General features: G+C 72.8%; 12 protein-coding genes and 2 pseudogenes. 5 read left to right on the forward strand and 9 right to left on the reverse strand.

Translation table 11 applies throughout. The features are described 5' to 3' along the window. A pseudogene (locus ACFU97_RS31220) lies at positions 1–167 on the reverse strand (methylmalonyl-CoA carboxyltransferase); the annotation flags it as partial. Between the two features lie 154 nt (positions 168–321). Next, a complete protein-coding gene (locus ACFU97_RS31225; RefSeq protein ID WP_384263362.1) occupies positions 322–2625 on the reverse strand; it encodes a polysaccharide lyase 8 family protein in 2304 nt (767 codons plus the stop codon). A gap of 177 nt (positions 2626–2802) precedes the next feature. Here ACFU97_RS31225 and ACFU97_RS31230 point away from each other — a divergent pair, with 177 nt between their 5' ends. Beyond that, positions 2803–3357: a YceI family protein gene (locus ACFU97_RS31230; RefSeq protein WP_384263365.1), complete on the forward strand. Its 555-nt coding sequence runs from the start codon at positions 2803–2805 to the stop codon at positions 3355–3357. 84 nt (positions 3358–3441) lie between these two features. Here ACFU97_RS31230 and ACFU97_RS31235 read toward each other — a convergent pair. The 4 genes and pseudogenes from ACFU97_RS31235 to ACFU97_RS31250 all read right to left on the reverse strand — a co-directional run bounded on the left by ACFU97_RS31235 (position 3442) and on the right by ACFU97_RS31250 (position 7268). After that, a pseudogene (locus ACFU97_RS31235) lies at positions 3442–4007 on the reverse strand (YdeI family protein). Positions 4008–4078: 71 nt separating this feature from the next. Beyond that, positions 4079–4819 (reverse strand): ABC transporter permease, encoded by a 741-nt coding sequence (locus ACFU97_RS31240; protein WP_384263367.1) that lies wholly within the window; start codon positions 4817–4819, stop codon positions 4079–4081. Further along, complete coding sequence (locus tag ACFU97_RS31245) at positions 4816–6333, reverse strand: ABC transporter permease subunit (protein WP_384263370.1); 1518 nt, start codon at positions 6331–6333, stop codon at positions 4816–4818. The genes ACFU97_RS31240 and ACFU97_RS31245 overlap by 4 nt, the downstream gene beginning before the upstream one ends. Further along, on the reverse strand, positions 6330–7268 hold the full coding sequence (locus tag ACFU97_RS31250; protein WP_384263372.1) for an ABC transporter ATP-binding protein: 939 nt from the start codon (positions 7266–7268) through the stop codon (positions 6330–6332). The genes ACFU97_RS31245 and ACFU97_RS31250 overlap by 4 nt, the downstream gene beginning before the upstream one ends. 100 nt (positions 7269–7368) lie before the next feature. Between ACFU97_RS31250 and ACFU97_RS31255 the strand changes: the two genes are divergently transcribed. Genes ACFU97_RS31255 through ACFU97_RS31265 form a run of 3 tightly spaced genes read left to right on the forward strand, consistent with a single transcriptional unit; the run spans position 7369 to position 9394 of the window. Then, positions 7369–8559, forward strand: a complete 1191-nt coding sequence (locus ACFU97_RS31255; RefSeq protein ID WP_384263375.1) for a sensor histidine kinase — start codon at positions 7369–7371, stop codon at positions 8557–8559. Continuing rightward, positions 8556–8741 carry a hypothetical protein gene (locus ACFU97_RS31260; RefSeq protein WP_384263377.1) on the forward strand — a complete coding sequence of 62 codons (186 nt, stop codon included), beginning with the start codon at positions 8556–8558 and terminating at the stop codon, positions 8739–8741. The genes ACFU97_RS31255 and ACFU97_RS31260 overlap by 4 nt, the downstream gene beginning before the upstream one ends. After that, positions 8738–9394 (forward strand): response regulator, encoded by a 657-nt coding sequence (locus ACFU97_RS31265; protein ID WP_384263379.1) that lies wholly within the window; start codon positions 8738–8740, stop codon positions 9392–9394. Before ACFU97_RS31260 ends, ACFU97_RS31265 begins: the two co-directional genes overlap by 4 nt. Positions 9395–9400: 6 nt before the next feature. Here ACFU97_RS31265 and ACFU97_RS31270 read toward each other — a convergent pair whose 3' ends face one another. From ACFU97_RS31270 to ACFU97_RS31280, 3 genes are all read right to left on the reverse strand, one after another. Continuing rightward, positions 9401–9997: a hypothetical protein gene (locus tag ACFU97_RS31270; RefSeq protein ID WP_384263381.1), complete on the reverse strand. Its 597-nt coding sequence runs from the start codon at positions 9995–9997 to the stop codon at positions 9401–9403. An 86-nt stretch (positions 9998–10083) separates the two neighbouring features. Continuing rightward, entirely contained in the window at positions 10084–11439 is a 1356-nt protein-coding gene (locus tag ACFU97_RS31275; protein WP_384263384.1) for a hypothetical protein, read from the reverse strand. A 46-nt stretch (positions 11440–11485) separates the two neighbouring features. Next, positions 11486–14497: a carbohydrate binding domain-containing protein gene (locus ACFU97_RS31280; protein WP_384263386.1), complete on the reverse strand. Its 3012-nt coding sequence runs from the start codon at positions 14495–14497 to the stop codon at positions 11486–11488. Positions 14498–14624: 127 nt separating this feature from the next. Between ACFU97_RS31280 and ACFU97_RS31285 the strand changes: the two genes are divergently transcribed. Beyond that, the gene (locus ACFU97_RS31285) at positions 14625–16490 is read left to right on the forward strand and encodes a ricin-type beta-trefoil lectin domain protein (RefSeq protein WP_384263388.1); all 1866 of its coding nucleotides are present in this window, start codon (positions 14625–14627) and stop codon (positions 16488–16490) included. Positions 16491–16496: the final 6 nt, after the last annotated feature.

The raw sequence follows: 16496 nt of genomic DNA on the forward strand, positions 1-16496 counted from the left end.
ATACGCTCCCGCGCGGTCAGCTTGCCCTTGGCATGCTGCGCCTCGGTCGCCTTCTCGCTCGGCCCGGCCAGCGCCCGGGCACGGATCTCGTGCAGCTCGGCGACTCGCCCGCGCGCGTCCGCCGGCTCACCCGTCGACTCACTCGGCGCCTCATCCAAAACGGTCATGTAGTGACCTTACGAAGCCCACCGAGGAATGCGAGCCGTCGACTCCGTACAGTCTCCGGCCCGTTTTCCTGGTACCCCTGAACAGAACCTGACCGGCGTGCAGGCATTCCGACTGCTCAGGGGGCGTCCGGCTTGTAGAGGTCACACAAAGCCGTCAGCCGAGAGTCACCTCACATCGGTGAGTCGCACATGACACGCCTGGGGTAATCCTGAGCCGCAGCCGACGTCCGGTGGCCAGCACCTCGACGCTCTCGTCGGCCCGCACGACCGCCCGGACCGGACGGTCCCAGGTGATCTCCAGCGGTTCACCCGTTCGGGGTGGCTCGCTCACGCAGAGGGTAGCGGTGCGGCCCCGCTCGCGGAGCAGCACGCCCGCCGCCGCGGAGGCGGTCAGCGGGCCCGCCGTGCCGGCCTGCCAGAAGTTGGCGGCCGTGAGGCCGAGGGAGGGGACGCGGACGGCCTGGCGGGCGCCGTCGTTGGCGAGCGGCAGCAGCCAGTGGCGGTCGGCGGCCCGGGTGGCGACGGCCCGCCGCGAGGCGCCGGGCATGACGACGTAGAGGTAGGCGGCGTCCACCGGGTCCGTGCCGTGGTCGAGCCAGAGGGTCTGCCAGCGGCGGGTGGCCCGCTCCGGGGCGCTGGTGGTGTTGATGTCGGACCAGGCGCCCGTGCGGTCCTCGCGCAGGGTGCGCAGGCCGCCGCCGGGCACCAGCCAGCCGCCGTGGCCCTCCAGATGGGCCCAGCCGCGCCCGTGCGCGAACTCCTGGGTCCCGCCCTCCCCCAGATTGCGGTTGTCGACGACCGTCTCGACCGGGACGCCGTCGGTGGCGGTGATGCCGGCGCCGAGGCAGATCACCGCGTCCTCGACGCAGAACCAGGACTTACGGGCCTGGAGCGTCGAACCGAGGCCCTTCAGATGCTGGCCGACGGCCGCGTACGTGCCGTCCGTCGTGCCGCCCACCCAGCGCACGTCCGGCTTGGGCGCACCCCACTCGCCGCCCGCGTTGTCGGCCAGGCGCCTGGTGGAGACGGTGGTGCCGGGCAGCCGGTACCAGTCGACGGTGGGCCAGAACCAGTCCGTGTACTGATCGGCTCGATCACTTGGCCACCACGAGAGCATCCCCGCGCCGGTGTGCCAGCCGCGCGGGTTCTCGCCGTTGCCGCACTCGTAGTAGGTGATGCGGTCGCTGCACATCGCGATGCTCGCCGCGAAGCCCCGGCCGCGGTGCACCGCGCGGTCCATCGCCGGGAAGAGGCGGTGGCCGGGTGGTTCGGGGGCGGCCGGGACCGGCGCGTCAGCGACCGTGTGCAGCCGCGCCAGGTCGGCCACGCCGAACTGAGGCGCCGTCAGGATCGGTGTCACCGTGTCCCGTTCGATCCATCCCTTGACGTACGACTGCCAGCGCTCGCGTTCGGCGTCGCTCGCCCCGCCGGCCAGGAGCGCGATCGCGGCGATGATGCCCTGGCCGTGGAAGTGGTCGCTGCGCATGACGTGCAGGTCGTCGCTCTTGAGGTAACCCCGGCTTATCGCGCGGCCGTTGACGCAGTCCATCACCAACCCGTCGTGGATCAGGGGCGCGTAGGCGTGCTCGACGCTGTCGAGGACGATCTGCCGGTTCGGGTCGGTCACCTCCCAGGCCGAGCCCGCGAGGAGCGTGAACAGGCGCCCGAGGCCGTCGAGCATGACCTGTCCGTACGTCCCCGAGTAGGCGACCCAGGTGTGCTGCACGAACGAGCCGTCCGCGTAGAGCCCGTCCCCCTGGGTGACGTAGGGGAAGACCGGCGACAGGGCGTCCCGGGCGAGCGCGATCTTGGCGTCCGCGCGCCCCAGGATGCCGCGCAGGGCGACCGAGCGGCACAGGTCGACGCGGTTGGCGCCGGTGGAGGTGCCGGAGTAGTCGGTGAGCATCGTGTCGGGGACGAAGTGGTCCACGGCGGCGCAGGCGGCGTCCGCCTGCGCGGCGGTGAGGTGGTCGTGGAGGGCGGCGACGATGTCCATCAGCAGGCGTGGGCTGCCGATCTGCCACTCCCACCAGTTGCCGTAGCGGGTGGTGGAGGGGTTGTAGACCGTGGCGGAGAGGTGGTCGAGGCCGCGCAGGACGTCCGCGAGAAGGGCCGGGTCGCCGGTCGAGCCGGTGCCCTGCTGGACGTAGGCCTGGGTCATCGTCCACAGCCGGCTGTAGCTCTGGGTGATGCCGGCGGGCGGGTCGTAGGGGTAGCCGGGCCACAGCGAGGTGGGGGTCGGGGTCATGGTCGCCCGGAGGGCGCGGGCCAGTTCGCCGGTCCCGGCGAGGCGGGAGGCGTAGGGCTCCGCCGTGGGGTCGTAGCCCGTGCCGAGGGCGATGTCGAGCCAGCGGCGGCGGAGGGTGTCGAAGGGGTCCGCGGTGGCGGCGCGTGCGGCCGGCGCGGCCGCGGCGACGAGAGCGGCCGCGAGTAACACGGCTCGGCGGGTGGGCCTCATGGAGCCTCTGCGATGGGGGTTCATGCACTGGGCATCTACCACCACGGGAGCCGTTCGCCAACACTCTGCGAACTCCCGTCGACACTCTGCGGATGATGTTGAAACTTGAAGGGAATAGGTCTACGGTCGTTCTCGTTGATTAGTTCAAGTTTCAACATCAACCCGAAGGAGTACGTCATGGCGACCCCCGAGCTGACCGCGCTGACCGGCGACTACACGATCGACGCCGCCCACTCGACGATCGGCTTCACCGTCCGCCACGCCATGGTCACGAACGTCAAGGGCAAGTTCCTCGACTTCAGCGGCTCGCTGCACCTGGACGGCAGCGACCCGTCCGCGTCGTCGGCGTCCATCGACGTCAAGATGGACAGCATCGACACCGGGTCCGCCGACCGTGACGGGCACCTGAAGAGCGCCGACTTCTTCAAGATCGACGAGTTCCCGACCATGACCTTCCGCTCCACCAAGGCGGAGTCCCTCGGCGGCGACGACTACCGGATCACCGGCGACCTGGAGATCCTCGGCACCACCAAGCCGGTCACCATCGACCTGGAGTTCAACGGCGCCGCGAAGGACCCGTTCGGCAACGAGCGCGTCGGCTTCGAGGGCAAGGCGGAGATCCTGCGCTCCGAGTGGGGCCTGACCTGGAACGCCGCGCTGGAGACGGGCGGCGTGCTGGTCTCCGACAAGATCAAGCTGAACTTCGACATCTCGGCGATCAAGAGCGCCTGATGCGGCAGGGCTGAGCCTTCACAGCACCGCGTCCGACAGCGCCCGCTCCCTTCCCAGGGGGCGGGCGCTCGGCGTTCGCTTGCCTCACTCCACGCGGCCGAGCCGGTCGAGGGCGGCCTCCAGACGGGCCGCGCGGCCCCGCGCGGTGCGGGCCGTGAGGAGGCCGAAGATCACCTGGTAGCGGCCGGTGCGGCCGGTGCGGCCGAGCGCGCCGAAGGCGGCCGCCGCCCGCGGGCCGTCGCCAGGTCTGCGGGGACCTCGGCCTCCTTCTGTGAGGCGTAGGCCGCCGCCCAGCGCCCGTCCGCCCGGGCGGCGGTCACCTCGGCGAGGCCCGCGGGGCGCATCCGGCCGGCCTCGGTCAGCTCGGCCACCCGGCGCACGTCGACCATCGACCAGAGGCTGCCCGGCCTGCGCGGGGTGATCTTCTGGAGGAAGTGCGTGGCGTCGAGCGCCTTGCGCTGACCGGTGATCCAGCCGTGGCACAGGGCCACGTCGTTGACCTCGGCCCAGTCCACGGAGGCCGGGCCCGAACCCTTCCTGGCCACCTTCACCCAGAGGCCGGGATGCGGTGCGGGGTGGGCGGCGAGCCAGGCGTCCAGGTCCGCGGCCGAGGCGAACGGCAGGGCCGCCGCGGTGTCGGGGAGGGGCATGGAGGCGACCGTAGTCGGCGGGAAGGCCGGTTCCTGTCCTACTTCGGCGGGCCGGCTGGGGCGGACCCCGGTCAGGCGTCGCGCAGCCGGAACACCACTCCCCCGGCCATCAGCAGCCCCGCCGCGTAGGCCGCCAGTACTCCCAGTCCCGGCCAGGGGGCGATCGGCAGGCGGTCGAGGTTTCTCGTCGCCTGCACGGAGAGGGCCGCGGGCATGGGCGTCCAGCGCTGGAGGCGGTGCTGCCAGGTGGGCGAGGCCAGGATGTCGGCCAGCAGCGGGACGACGTAGAGGAGGCCGAGGCCGGAGGTGATGCCGGCCGCGGTGTCCCGGAGGAGGGTGGCCAGGCCCAGGCCCAGGAGGGCTACCAGGGTCAGGATGAGGATCGAGCCCGCCGTCGCGCGGAGGGTGGGGCCGTGCAGCGGGAGGATCAGGCTCGCCGTCCACAGCGACAGCGGGATCGCCACCGCCGCGGTGGCCGCCGTGAGCAGGGACAGGGCCGCCGCCTTCGCGGTCAGCACCCGCCAGCGCACCGGCATCGCCATGAGTGTGGTGCGCACCGTGCCGGTGCCGTACTCCGCGCCCATCGAGAGGGCGCCCAGGACCAGGCAGGTCGCCTGGCCCAGCCACACCCCCGACAGGCTCAGCTTCACCGTGTCCTCGTGGCACGCCTGCGGGGTCGGGCAGACCTCGGTCGTCAGGGAGGAGGCCGCCGCCGCGCCCACCGCCACGGTCAGGACCACGGTCGCCGCCAGCAGCCACCAGGTGCTCGGCAGGGTGCGGAGCTTGGTCCACTCCGCGTGCAGCCACCTCATGCGTCCCTCCGGCGCAGCCGCCAGGCCGCGAGCAGCAGCGCGGCCGCCGCGTAGGCCGCCAGGACGGCGAGGCCCGGCCACGGAGACAGGGGGTAACAGCCGCTCTCCGGCAGGCAGTTGTGCTCCACCTGGGGGTAGTGGGTCACCCCCTGCTGGATCGCGAACGCCGCCGCCGGGGTCACCCGCAGCAGCCACTGCGCGGCGGGCAGCGGGAAGGCGAAGGACAGGATCTGCGGAAGGATGACCAGCACCACGACGGTCGCGATGGCGCCCGCGGTGCTCCGCAGCGCCACGCCCACCCCCAGAGCCAGGACCGCCACCAGGGCCAGCAGCACGGCGCTGCCGGCCACCGCCCGCAGGGCCGGGTCGTCCAGGACGGAGAGGTCCGGGAACTCCGGTGGCCGGAAGCCGTTGGAGCGCAGCTGCCGCTGGGCCAGGGTGAAGCCCACGGCGGTGGCCACCAGGCCCGTCGTGAAGGTGACGGCGGCGATCACCGTCACCTTCGCGGCCAGCACCTTCAGCCGGGCCGGTGTCGCCGTGAACGTCGTGCGGATCATGCCGCGCCTGTACTCGGCCGTCACGAAGAGCGCGCCCAGGGCGACCATGAACAGGACGCCCACGAAGACCCCCTGGAAGCTCATCTGGACCATGTCGGGGCGGTTCTCGTCGGGGGCGATGTCCCCGTGTCCGGTGAGGGTGTAGGTGCCGGCCGGGGAGACGGTGGTGACACCGGGCCGGTCGTTCGCGGGCGCCGGGCCGTTGGGCCTCGGGCCGCCCACGTCCGTGCTCGCCCAGCGGCGGGCGGCCGAGGTGCCGTCGAGGGTCAGGTGGTCGTACGTCGCGGTGATCTCGCCGCCGCCGTACGTCTCGCTCGTGCCGCCGAAGGCGCGGTGCACGACGTTGTGGGCGGGGGTGCCCGCGAACGCGCCCGCCTGCACGGTCCGCGGCAGGCCCGGCAGCCGTACGTCCCCGACCTTCGACCAGGTGCGGCCGTCGGCGGAGTCGTAGCCCGTGAGGTGGTCGCCCTTCCTCGTCAGGCGCAGCCAGCGGGAGCCGTCGTCCGGACCGGCCCTGTCGTGGGTGAAGTTCCACTGCATGCGGACGCCGTGGCCGGGGGTGGTGAGCACGGCCGCGTACGCGGAGCCCTCCTTCAGGCTCGACTTGACCATGACACCGGCCTTCGCCCAGGGCTCCAGGGCCTTGCCGTCGGCGCTCTTCAGGGACGCGACGCGGACGGTGACGGTGCCGTCGCCGGTCAGCGGGCGGTGGGCGAAGCGGAAGCTGTCGACGACCACCGTGCCGTCCGGGCCGAGGACGATCTCGTGGTCGCCGCTGGTGCTGGAGCCGCTCGCGGAGAGCTGGGAGATCACGACGATGACGACGGCCGCCACCGCCAGCACGATCAGCCACACGCGCACCGTGCGGAACTTGGTCCACTCCGCGTGCAGCAGCCGCCCGAAGCCCGCCTTCGCCGGGTGGAGCCGGGAGCGGTAGGGGGTGAGGGTCGTCGTCATGAGGCCACCTCGTCGGTGCCGGTGGACGCCGTGAACTCGGCCGCGTCCCGGGTGAGTTCCATGTACGCCTCCTCCAGGGTCGCCCGGTGGGCGCCCACCTCCGCGAAGGGGACGTCGGCCCCGTTCAGCAGCTCCACGATCCGGCGGGCGGGCAGGCCGGTGACGGTGAGGGTGTCGCGGCCGGTGACGGCGACGGTGGCGCCCGAGCGGGCGAGCAGCTCCATCGCCTCGGTGCGGGCGTCGGTCCGCAGCCGGACCCGGTCGCCGGAGGCGGCGGCCAGGAGGTCGGAGACGGCCGTGTCGGCGATGAGGCGGCCGCGGCCGATCACCACCAAGTGGTCGGCGGTGTCCTCCAGTTCGCTCATCAGATGGCTGGAGACCAGGACGGCGCGGCCCTCGGCGGCGAGTGTGCGCAGCAGGCCCCGCACCCACTGGATGCCCTCGGGGTCGAGACCGTTGACCGGCTCGTCGAGGAGCAGGACCGGCGGGTCGCCGAGGAGCGCGGCGGCGATGCCGAGGCGCTGGCGCATGCCGAGGGAGTAGCCGCCGGCCCTGCGGCGGGCCGCCGCCTCCATGCCGACCTGCTCCAGCACCTCGTCCACCCGGGCGGCGGGCAGGCCGTGGGAATGGGCCAGCCAGCGCAGGTGGTCCCGTCCGCGGCGGGCCGGGTGCAGGGCGGCCGCGTCCAGCAGGGCGCCGACCTCCAGGAGCGGGGTGCGCAGGGCGTGGTAGGGCCGGCCGCCGATGAGGGCGGCGCCCTCGTCGGGGGCGTCCAGACCGAGCAGGGCCCGCATGGTGGTGGACTTGCCGGCGCCGTTGGGCCCCACGAAGCCGGTGACCGTGCCGGGCTCGACCCTGAACGAGAGGCCGTCGACCGCGAGGGTCCGGCCGAACCGCTTGCGCAGGCCCAGGACTTCGATCGTTGCGTCACTCATGAGGAGGGAGGCTAGGGGCGGCCGCGCGGGGTGTCGTCACGCCGGGGAGGTCCCTCCCGCGGGGGACGCCCGGCGGGGAGGGGGTGGGCACAATGACCGGGTGGGTGAGGAGAGAGCGGTCCCGGCCGCCGCGAGCAGGTGGCTCGGCGCCGGGGAGAGCGTCCCGGCGGTGGCGGTCGGCTGCGCCCTCGCCGTCCTGGCCGCCGGGGAGACCCTGGTGCGGGGCCCGGGCCCGCACGGCAACCTCGCCGCCGTCCTGCTGCTCGCCCTCGCCACGACGCTTCCGCTGGTCTTCGTGCTGCGCGGCGACGGGCTCGGCCGGGCCGGCACCGCGCTCGCGCTCAGCGCGGCGTGCGTGCTCGCCCTCGTCCCGTTCCACGCCCTCACGGCCGGAGGCGTCGTCGCCCAGCTGACCTGCGTCTACGTTCTCACCCGCGGGGGCAGGACCCTGCTGGGCGGGCTGCTGGTCGTGCCGTACGTGATCGTCGCGCTGTCCGGTACGCAGGACGCCACCCGGGTGGTGGCCGTGCTGCTGGCCACGCTCGCGTCCGCCGCCGCGGCGACGGGGGTCGCGCATCACGCGCGCAGCACCGCGCTGGCGCACAGCGCGACCGAGCGGGCGTTCGCGGACACGCTGCTGGAGCATGCGGCCCGGGGTGAACGGGCGCGCATCGCGCGGGAGTTGCACGACGTCGTGGCGCACCACATCTCGATGATCGCCGTGCAGGCGGAGAACGCGCGGCTGACCACGTCCGGTCTGCCGCCCGAGGGCGCCGCCCGGTTCCTGGCCATCGGGGACACCGCGCGCACCGCCCTGACGGAGATGCGGCGGCTGCTGGGCGTGCTGCGGGAGGACGCCCGGGGCACGGAGGGCACGGGCACCCGGCGCAGGCCCCAGCCGGGGCTCGGCCAGCTGATGGACCTGCTCGACGAGGCGCGGGACGCGGCCGGTTCGACGACGCGGCTGATCGTGAGCGGGCCGGTCGCGGCGCTCGACCCGGGGATCGAGGTCACCGCGTACCGGATCGTCCAGGAGGCGCTGACCAACGCCCGCCGGCACGCCCCGGGAGCCGCCGTGGACGTCGAACTCCGCTACGGCTACACCGACCTGGCCGTCCGCGTCCGCGACAACGGCCCCGGTCCCGCGACCGCCGAGGCCCCCGGCCACGGCCTGCTCGGCATGCGCGAACGGGTGGCGACCGTGGGCGGCACCCTGCACACGGGGCCCGCGGCCGGCGGTGGGTTCCTCGTCGAGGCACGGCTGCCGGTGCGGGGGGAGGCAACGGCATGAGCATCCGCATCGTCGTCGCCGACCCGGCCGTCCGCGTCCGCGACAACGCGCCCGGCCACGGCCTGGGCGCTGTGCGCGAGCAGGTGCCGACCGTAGCCGGCCACCTGCGCACCGGGCCCGCGGCCGGCGGTGGGTTCCTCGTCGAGGCACGGCTGCCGGTGCGGGGGGAGGCAACGGCATGAGCATCCGCATCGTCGTCGCCGACGACCACGAGGTGGTGCGGGCCGGGTACGCCGGACTCCTCGCCACCCAGGCCGACTTCACGGTCGTCGGGACGGCCCGCGACGGCGCCGAGGCGGTGCGCGTGTGCCGGGAGCAGGCGCCCGACGTCGTCCTCATGGACGTGCGCATGCCGGTCATGGACGGTATCCAGGCGACCGCGCGGTTGCGGGGCCCGGACGCGCCGCGCGTCCTGGTGCTCACCACCTTCGACCTCGACGAGCACGTCTACGACGCCCTGACGGCGGGCGCCAGCGGGTTCCTGCTCAAGGACGTGACCGCGGAACGGCTCTTCGACGCGGTCCGGGTGGTCGCCGCCGGCGAGGCCCTGCTCGCGCCCGGCATCACCCGCCGCCTGATCGCGGAGTTCGCGCGGCTGCGCCCGAAGGCCCCCGCCCGGGGCACCCTCGACGTCCTCACCCCGCGCGAGACGGACGTCCTGCGGCTGCTCGCCGAGGGGCTCTCCAACCCGGAACTCGCCGCCCGCCTGCACCTGGGCGAGCAGACCGTGAAGACCCACGTCAGCCGCATCCTGTCCAAACTGGGCCTGCGCGACCGCACGCAGGCGGTCGTGATGGCGTACGAGACGGGGCTGGTGGTGCCGCGCGGCGGCTGACGCGCGTCAGCCGCACACCTGCTGCACGGCGCGGCTGATGCTGTCGAACTGCGACGCCGTCGGGATGATCGGCGTCACGCCCTGGCCTCCCGCGTTGCTCACGATCGCGAAGAGCAGGGGCATGCCCGGGTGGGGGTCCGGGTCCTCGTACAGGAGCGGGGTGTCCCGGCGTACGTGCGGGACCCCGCAGTAGACGTCGACCCGGGCGTGCAGGACGCGGGCGTGGCCGGGGCGCAGCACCGCGCCGGGGGCGGGGCGCTCGTGGACGGAGACGTTGCCGTAGCCCTCGGTCAGGCCCACGTAGGTGACCCGGGAGGTGGCGGCGAGACGGAAGGTGATGTCGAAGTCCGCGCTGGTGCGGTGCGGCATCTCCAGGTCGGTGATCCGGGCGGAGGTGGCGTCGCCCGGGTCGGGCAGCGGGGGCGGGTGGCGGTTCCCCGCGACGTAGGCGAGGACCCCGCCGAGCACGAGGACGCAGGTCGTGGCGGCGAGCGCGACGCGCGCTCGGCGGGACAGCTCCTGCCAGCGCTCCCGGAGCAGGGGCCGGTCCTCTCCGAGGACCTCCACGGTGCTGTGGCCGTCCCCCGCGGGTGGACTCGCCATGAGGAGAGCGTAGGTGCCAGGGCAAGTCGATTGATATCGGTCGATCGACCCTTTTCGGGCCATCATTTGGCCGTACGCCGGGGCCGTCAGAACCCGCCGCCGAAGTCCCCGCCGCCCCCGAAGTCCCCTCCTCCCCCGCCGTCGCCGAAGCCGCCGCCGAAGTCGCCGGGGTCGAAGTCCGAGCCGGAGACGTCGCCGCCGTCGTAGCCGCCGCCGAAGTCGCCGTACCCGGCGCCGTAGTCGGCCGCGTAGGAGGGGGTGGCCATCAGGCCGCCGAGGGCGGTGCCGATCAGCAGGCCGGGCAGCAGGCCGCCGCCGAAGTAGCCGCCCGCCCAGGGGCCGTAGGCCGGGCCCGCGTCCCAGTAGGGGCGGCGGCCGTCGTCGGTGTCGACCTCGCGGACGACGGGGTCGCGGCCGTCGGCGAGGCGGGTGGCGTCGGCCGCGCAGACCGGGACCTCGCGCGGGGCGCCGCCCGGGGGCGTCCAGGTCGCGTCGGCGACGGACGGCCCGTGGCGCGGGTCGAAGAAGCACGGCGGCCTGCGCTCGGGCAGCGGGCGGCCCTCGCGGCGCGCGGCGAGCTGGGCGAGCGAGAAGCGGCCGTCCTCCAGGGCCTGGGTGACGGCCCGCACGTCCTCGGGTCTGTGCGCGGCGGCCATGGCCGACTTCGCCTGCTCGTAGGCGTCCAGGGCGCGTTCGTAGTCGGCGCGCATGGCGTCGTCGGCGCCCGGCTCGGCCGGATGGAAGTCGAGCCGGTCCAGCTCCTCGCCGAAGGCGGTGATGTCCTCGTCGACGACGACGCGCAGCCGCTCCAGGGCGGCCCGCTGCTCCTCCTCGTGCCGGCGCCGGTTGCGCCGAACGAGGGTGTACGCGCCCGCCCCGCCGGCCACGAGCACGGCGCCGACGGCGATCAGCGCCGTGGGTGAGATCCCGCCGGACGAGGAGGACGAGCCCCAGGACGCCGGGGCCGAGCCGCCCATATGGGCGAGGGCCCGGTCCGTGAAGTCGGTGAGCTGGGTCTTCGTGTTCTGCTCGCCCTGCACGCTGGTGACCAGGTTCCGCACGGCCGTGCGCGGCAGGACCGAGGCGTCGGCCCTGGCGTCGAAGCGGTCGCCGAGGCGGATCGCGTACAGGCCGGTGACGCCGGTCGCGGTGCGCAGGTTCGTGAAGAGGTTCGCAGTCGGGTAGCCGGCCGGCAGGACCACGACGAACAGGGGTTTGCCGTGGTCCTCGATCTTCTTGGCCAGGGCGTCCGCGTCCCCGCGGGAGAACTGGGCGGAGGCGGCCGGATCGACGAAGACGGGGCTCTTGCGCAGGGCCTCGGAGATCGTCGTGACACCGGTGTCGGCCGCCGCCCGCGGCGCGGCCAGGGCGACGGTCAGCAGGACCAGCGCCAGGGCCGGCAGCAGGGTCAGGAGGCTTCGGATCCGTGGAACGGCCTTCATGTGTCGAAGCTACCCGAAGCCTCCCAAACCTGTATGTTCGTCCAGCTCACACCGCCCTGTACGCATCCTCCAGACGCTGCACGGCGGCGCCGTACCTCCCGGTGAGGCAGAGGTGGTCCGCGTCGGCGAAGGGTTTCGCGACCGCCGCGGTCATGTGCTCGCCCACCTTCTCCTGGACGATCAGCCGCGCCTTGGTGACGAGCGCGCGGCCCGCCTGGTCGGCGCCGGCCTTCTCGTCGACCGCGGCCGCCACCGCGAGCGCCTTCAGCGTGATCGCACCGCCGCCGGGCGCCTTGGTGAGCGTCGTCAGGCCCCAGCCGTAGGGGAACTGCGGGTCGTAGGCCGCGTCGCCGACGTTGATCGGCAACTGGGCCTCCGACTTCGGCCAGGTGACCGGGAGTCGGCCCGTGAAGGGCCGCTTGCCGTAGAGGACGTCGGCCACGCCGTCGCCCTCGGTGCCCGGCAGCCAGGAGGCCACAAGCGCGTCGATGGACCCGAGCCGGTCGCCGATGAGCTGCGGCCGCCCGGAGACGATCAGGACCGCGCACTTCATGGCCGCGCACACCGTGTCCACGGCCGCCTTGTCGGCGGCGGTCAGCTGGAGGTCGCGGCCGTTGCCGACGTCGCCGACGCCCTCGGCGTACGGGGTCTCGCCGACGACGACCACACCCACGTCGTAGCCGCTCGTCGGCGCGGAGGCATCCTTGGAGTAGGTGACGTCGCCGCCCGCGTCGCGCATGCCCTGGAGGATCGTCGTGCCGGGGACGATGTTCCCGGACGAGCCCTGCCAGGTCACGGTCCAGCCGCCGCTCTGGTTGCCGATGTCGTCGGCGTTGGACCCGGCCACGTAGACCTTCTGGCTCTTCCTCAGCGGCAGCACCCCGCCCGCGTTCTTCAGCAGCACCTGCGACTCGGCGGCCGCCTGGCGGGCGACGGCCCGGTGCGCGGCGGAACCGATCCGCGCGGCGTTGCTCGTGTCGGCGTACGGCTTCTCGAAGAGGCCGAGCCGGAACTTCTGCGTGAGGATGCGGGAGACGGCGTCGTCGATCCGCCGCTCGGTGACCCGGCCGGCCTTGACCTCGGCGATCAGCGTCGCGGTGAAGTCCCTGTAGCTGTAGGGCACCATCATCATGTCGACGCCCGCGTTGACGGCCGTGCGCACGTGGGCCGGGTAGTCGCCGGGCAGCTGGTCGATGGCGTTCCAGTCGCTGATGACGAACCCGCCGAAGCCCATCCGGCCCTTCAGCACGCCGTTGATCATGTCGGCGCGGGCGTGCATCTTCACCGGGCCCTGGCCGTCGCCGAGGATGTCGAGCGAGGAGTACGACGGCATGACCGTGCCCACGCCCCGGTCCACGGCGGTCCGGTACGGCGCCAGATGGACGGCCTCCAGCTGCTGCCGGGTGACCTTGGTGACGCCCTGGTCGATCGTGTACGTGCCGGTCGTGGACGAGCCGTACTCGGTGCCGCCGTCGCCGACGAAGTGCTTGGCGGTGGCGAGGACCTTGTCGTTCCGCTTCAAGTCCCTGCCGTTCGCGGCCCCTTGGAGGCCCTGGACGACCGTCTCCATGGACGTCACCAGCGCCGGGTCCTCACCGAAGGACTCGTAGGAGCGGCCCCAGCGCTCGTCGCGGGAGACGCACAGGCAGGGGGCGAAGTCCCAGGGGATGCCGGTGGCGCGGACCTCGGAGGCGGTCACCGCGCCCGCCCGCTCGGCGAGCGAGGGATCGCGGGTGGCGCCGATGCCGACGTTGTGCGGCATGATCGTGGCGCCGACCAGGTTGTTGTGGCCGTGCACCGCGTCCACGCCGTAGACCAGCGGGATCTGGAAGCGGGTCGCCTGCGCCCGCAACTGGAAGCCGTCGATCATCTTCGCCCAGGCCGCCGGAGTGTTGGGCGTCGGCGTCGAGCCGCCGCCGGAGAGCAGCGAGCCGAGGTCGTAGGCCGCGACGTCCCCGCCCTCGCCGACGGCGCCGCGCTCGGCCTGGGTCATCTGGCCGGCCTTCTCCTCGAGGGACATCCGAGACAGCAGGTCGTCGACCCGCTTCTTCACGGGCAACTTCGGGTCCAGGTACGGCAGTCCGTGCGCGTCGACGACGACCTGCGGGGTCTCGGCGGGCGGTTTGGCGCCGGTGACCGTGAGCTTCAGCGGGATCGTCTCGGCGGGTTCGGCCGCCTTGTCCTTGAGGGTGCGGACCGTGACGGTCCGCGACGTGCCGGAGGCCGTGCCCGCCGGGAAGGTGAGGGTGCCGGAGACAGGGACGTAGTCCTTGCCCGGCTCGGCCGTGCCGCCGGCGGTCTCGTAGGCGACGGTCACGGGCTCCTCGACCGGGGCGGCGCCGGTGGTGGCGAGGGTGACCTTGACGGTGGCGGTGCCGCCCTCCTTCACCGGGTGGACCGCGGCGTCGGTGGTGACGGAGGCGCGCAGGGACTGGTCCGCCTTGCCGTACAACTCCACGTCGTCCATCGCGAATTGGTCCTTGACCCCGACGGGGAGGGTGACGGCGTACCCCCACATCGAGGTCAGGCCGAGGACGTGGTCGATGCCGCCGACCGGCTGGTAGTCGGTGCGGTAGACGAAGTCGGTGAAGGGGATCTCGATCTGCTTCCAGCCGGTGAAGTCGTCGGTGAACGAGGTGGTCCACAGCTCGGACGCCTCGCCGTTCGCGCCGCCGTCCTTGATCTCGAAGGCGATCTTCTTGCCGTTGTCCTGGCCGTCCCACCAGAAGCGGATGCCCTTGTGGGCGGACCAGTCGTGGCCGGGCGCGGTCGCGGCGAAGTCGTGGGTGAAGCCGCCGTAGCCGCTGATGTCGTAGGTGCCGGTGAGGACCTTCTCGCCCTCGGGGGCGTCCGGGCGGGCGGTCAGCTGCAGGGCGGGCGGGTCGTCGGAGTCGCTGCCCCAGGTGAAGATGCCCTCGGCGGGCTGGGACGCGAAGGGGACCTCGCCCTCGAAGCGGTCCACGGGGACCGGGGCGGGGTCGTCGGCCGCCTGCGACACGGTCGGCGAGAGCAGTGCGGCGAGCACGGCCGCGGAGACGAGCAGGGCGGTTCTTGGCATAGACCTTCCCTCGACTCTCTGGTTCACTCTGGCTCGAGCAGTTCACTCATGACTTAGATCACGCCGTGAGTTAACTAAGGCCCCGCAGACCCGTCAAGACGTCTCGTCAGGAAGGGATGCACCCCCCATGAGAAGAACCCCCCACGCACTCCGGCTGATGCTGGCCGGCGTGCTCTCGGCGGCCGGCTTCACCGCGGCCGTTCCCCCCGCACACGCCGCCGGTGAGCAGGTCACCGCCTGGCTCACCACCACCGACGACGCCGCCGGACGCCATGTCACGCGCGGGCTCCAGGCGCAGACGCCGTTCGCCTTCCAGTCCGGCACGGGCGGCGGCGGCGAGAACATCACCGTCGACGAGAACACGCGGTACCAGACCTTCACCGGCGGCGGCGCGTCCTTCACGGACACCGCGGCCTGGCTGATGAACTCCAGCGGCGCGCTCTCGCAGGCCACGCGCGACGCCACCATGAGGAAGCTGTTCTCGCCCACGGACGGCATCGGGCTGTCGTTCCTGCGCAATCCGATGGGGGCCTCGGACCTCGCGCGCTACGGCTACACCTACGACGACGTGCCGGCCGGCCAGACCGACCCGAACCTGAACAGCTTCTCCATCGCGCACGACCTGGCGGACGTCGTCCCGCTGACCAAGCAGGCGCTCCAGCTCAACCCTTCTCTGACTGTCATGGCCTCGCCATGGACGGCTCCGGCCTGGATGAAGGACAGCGGCTCCCTCAACGGCGGCTGGCTGAAGGCGGAGGACTACGGCGCCTACGCCAACTACTTCGTCAAGTACCTCCAGGCGTACAAGAACCAGGGCGTCAACGTCGCCTACGTCACCCCGCAGAACGAGCCGACCTGCTGCTCCGGCTACCCGTCGATGAGCTGGAACGCCTCCGGCATCCAGTACTTCCTGGGGAGCGAGCTGCTGCCGAAGCTCCAGTCCGCGGGCCTGTCCACCAAGGTCCTGGCGCACGACTGGAACTGGGACGTCTACGACTCCTACGCGGCCGCATCCGTGGACGACGCAGCGATCCGCAACCACCCCAACTTCGGCGGCATCGCCTGGCACGGCTACGGCGGCGACGTCTCCAAGCAGACGTCGGTGCACAACCAGTACCCGAACCTGGACGCGTTCGGCACCGAGCACTCCGGCGGCACCTGGATCGCCAACCAGCAGCGCGAGGACATGAACAACATCATCGACTACACCCGCAACTGGGCGAAGTCGGTGACCAAGTGGTCCCTCGCGGTGGACCAGAACATGGGCCCGCACAACGGCGGTTGCGGCACCTGCACCGGTCTGATCACCGTGCACGACGGGGACGGGGCGAGCGGGACCGTCGACTACACGGTCGAGTACTACACGATGGGCCAGCTGACGAAGTTCGTCCGGCCCGGCGCCCAGCGCATCGCCTCCACGGCCTCCTCGGCGGTGCCGAACGTGGCCTGGCGCAACCCCGACGGCTCCAAGGCGCTGATCGCGTACAACGACGCCTCCAGTGCCAAGACGGTCACCATCAACTGGGGTTCGCAGCACGCCACTTACTCGCTGCCGGGCAAGACTTCGGCCACCTTCACCTGGAACGGCACGCAGTCCGGCAGCGGCAGCACCTCCGGCTCCTTGGTGGGCCTGGCCGGCAAGTGCCTGGACGTGGCGGGCGGTTCGGCCGCCAACGGCACCGCCGTCCAGCTCTACGACTGCAACGGCTCCGCCGCCCAGCAGTGGACCGTGCAGGGCGACGGGTCGGTCCGGGCCCTGGGCAAGTGCCTCGACGTGACCTCGGCCTCGGTCGCCGACGGCGCGAAGGTCCAGTTGTACGACTGCAACGGCAGCGGCGCCCAGCGGTGGTCCTACAACGCGTCCACCGGTGACGTCGTGAACACGGCGGCGAACAAGTGCCTGGACGTGACGGACAACTCCTCGGCGAACGGCGCCCGCGCGCAGATCTGGAGCTGCACGGGCGCCGCCAACCAGAAGTGGCACCTGCAGTAGGGGCAC

The sequence above is a fragment of the Streptomyces sp. NPDC057616 genome, assembly GCF_042800575.1.
GTDB lineage: Bacteria > Actinomycetota > Actinomycetes > Streptomycetales > Streptomycetaceae > Streptomyces.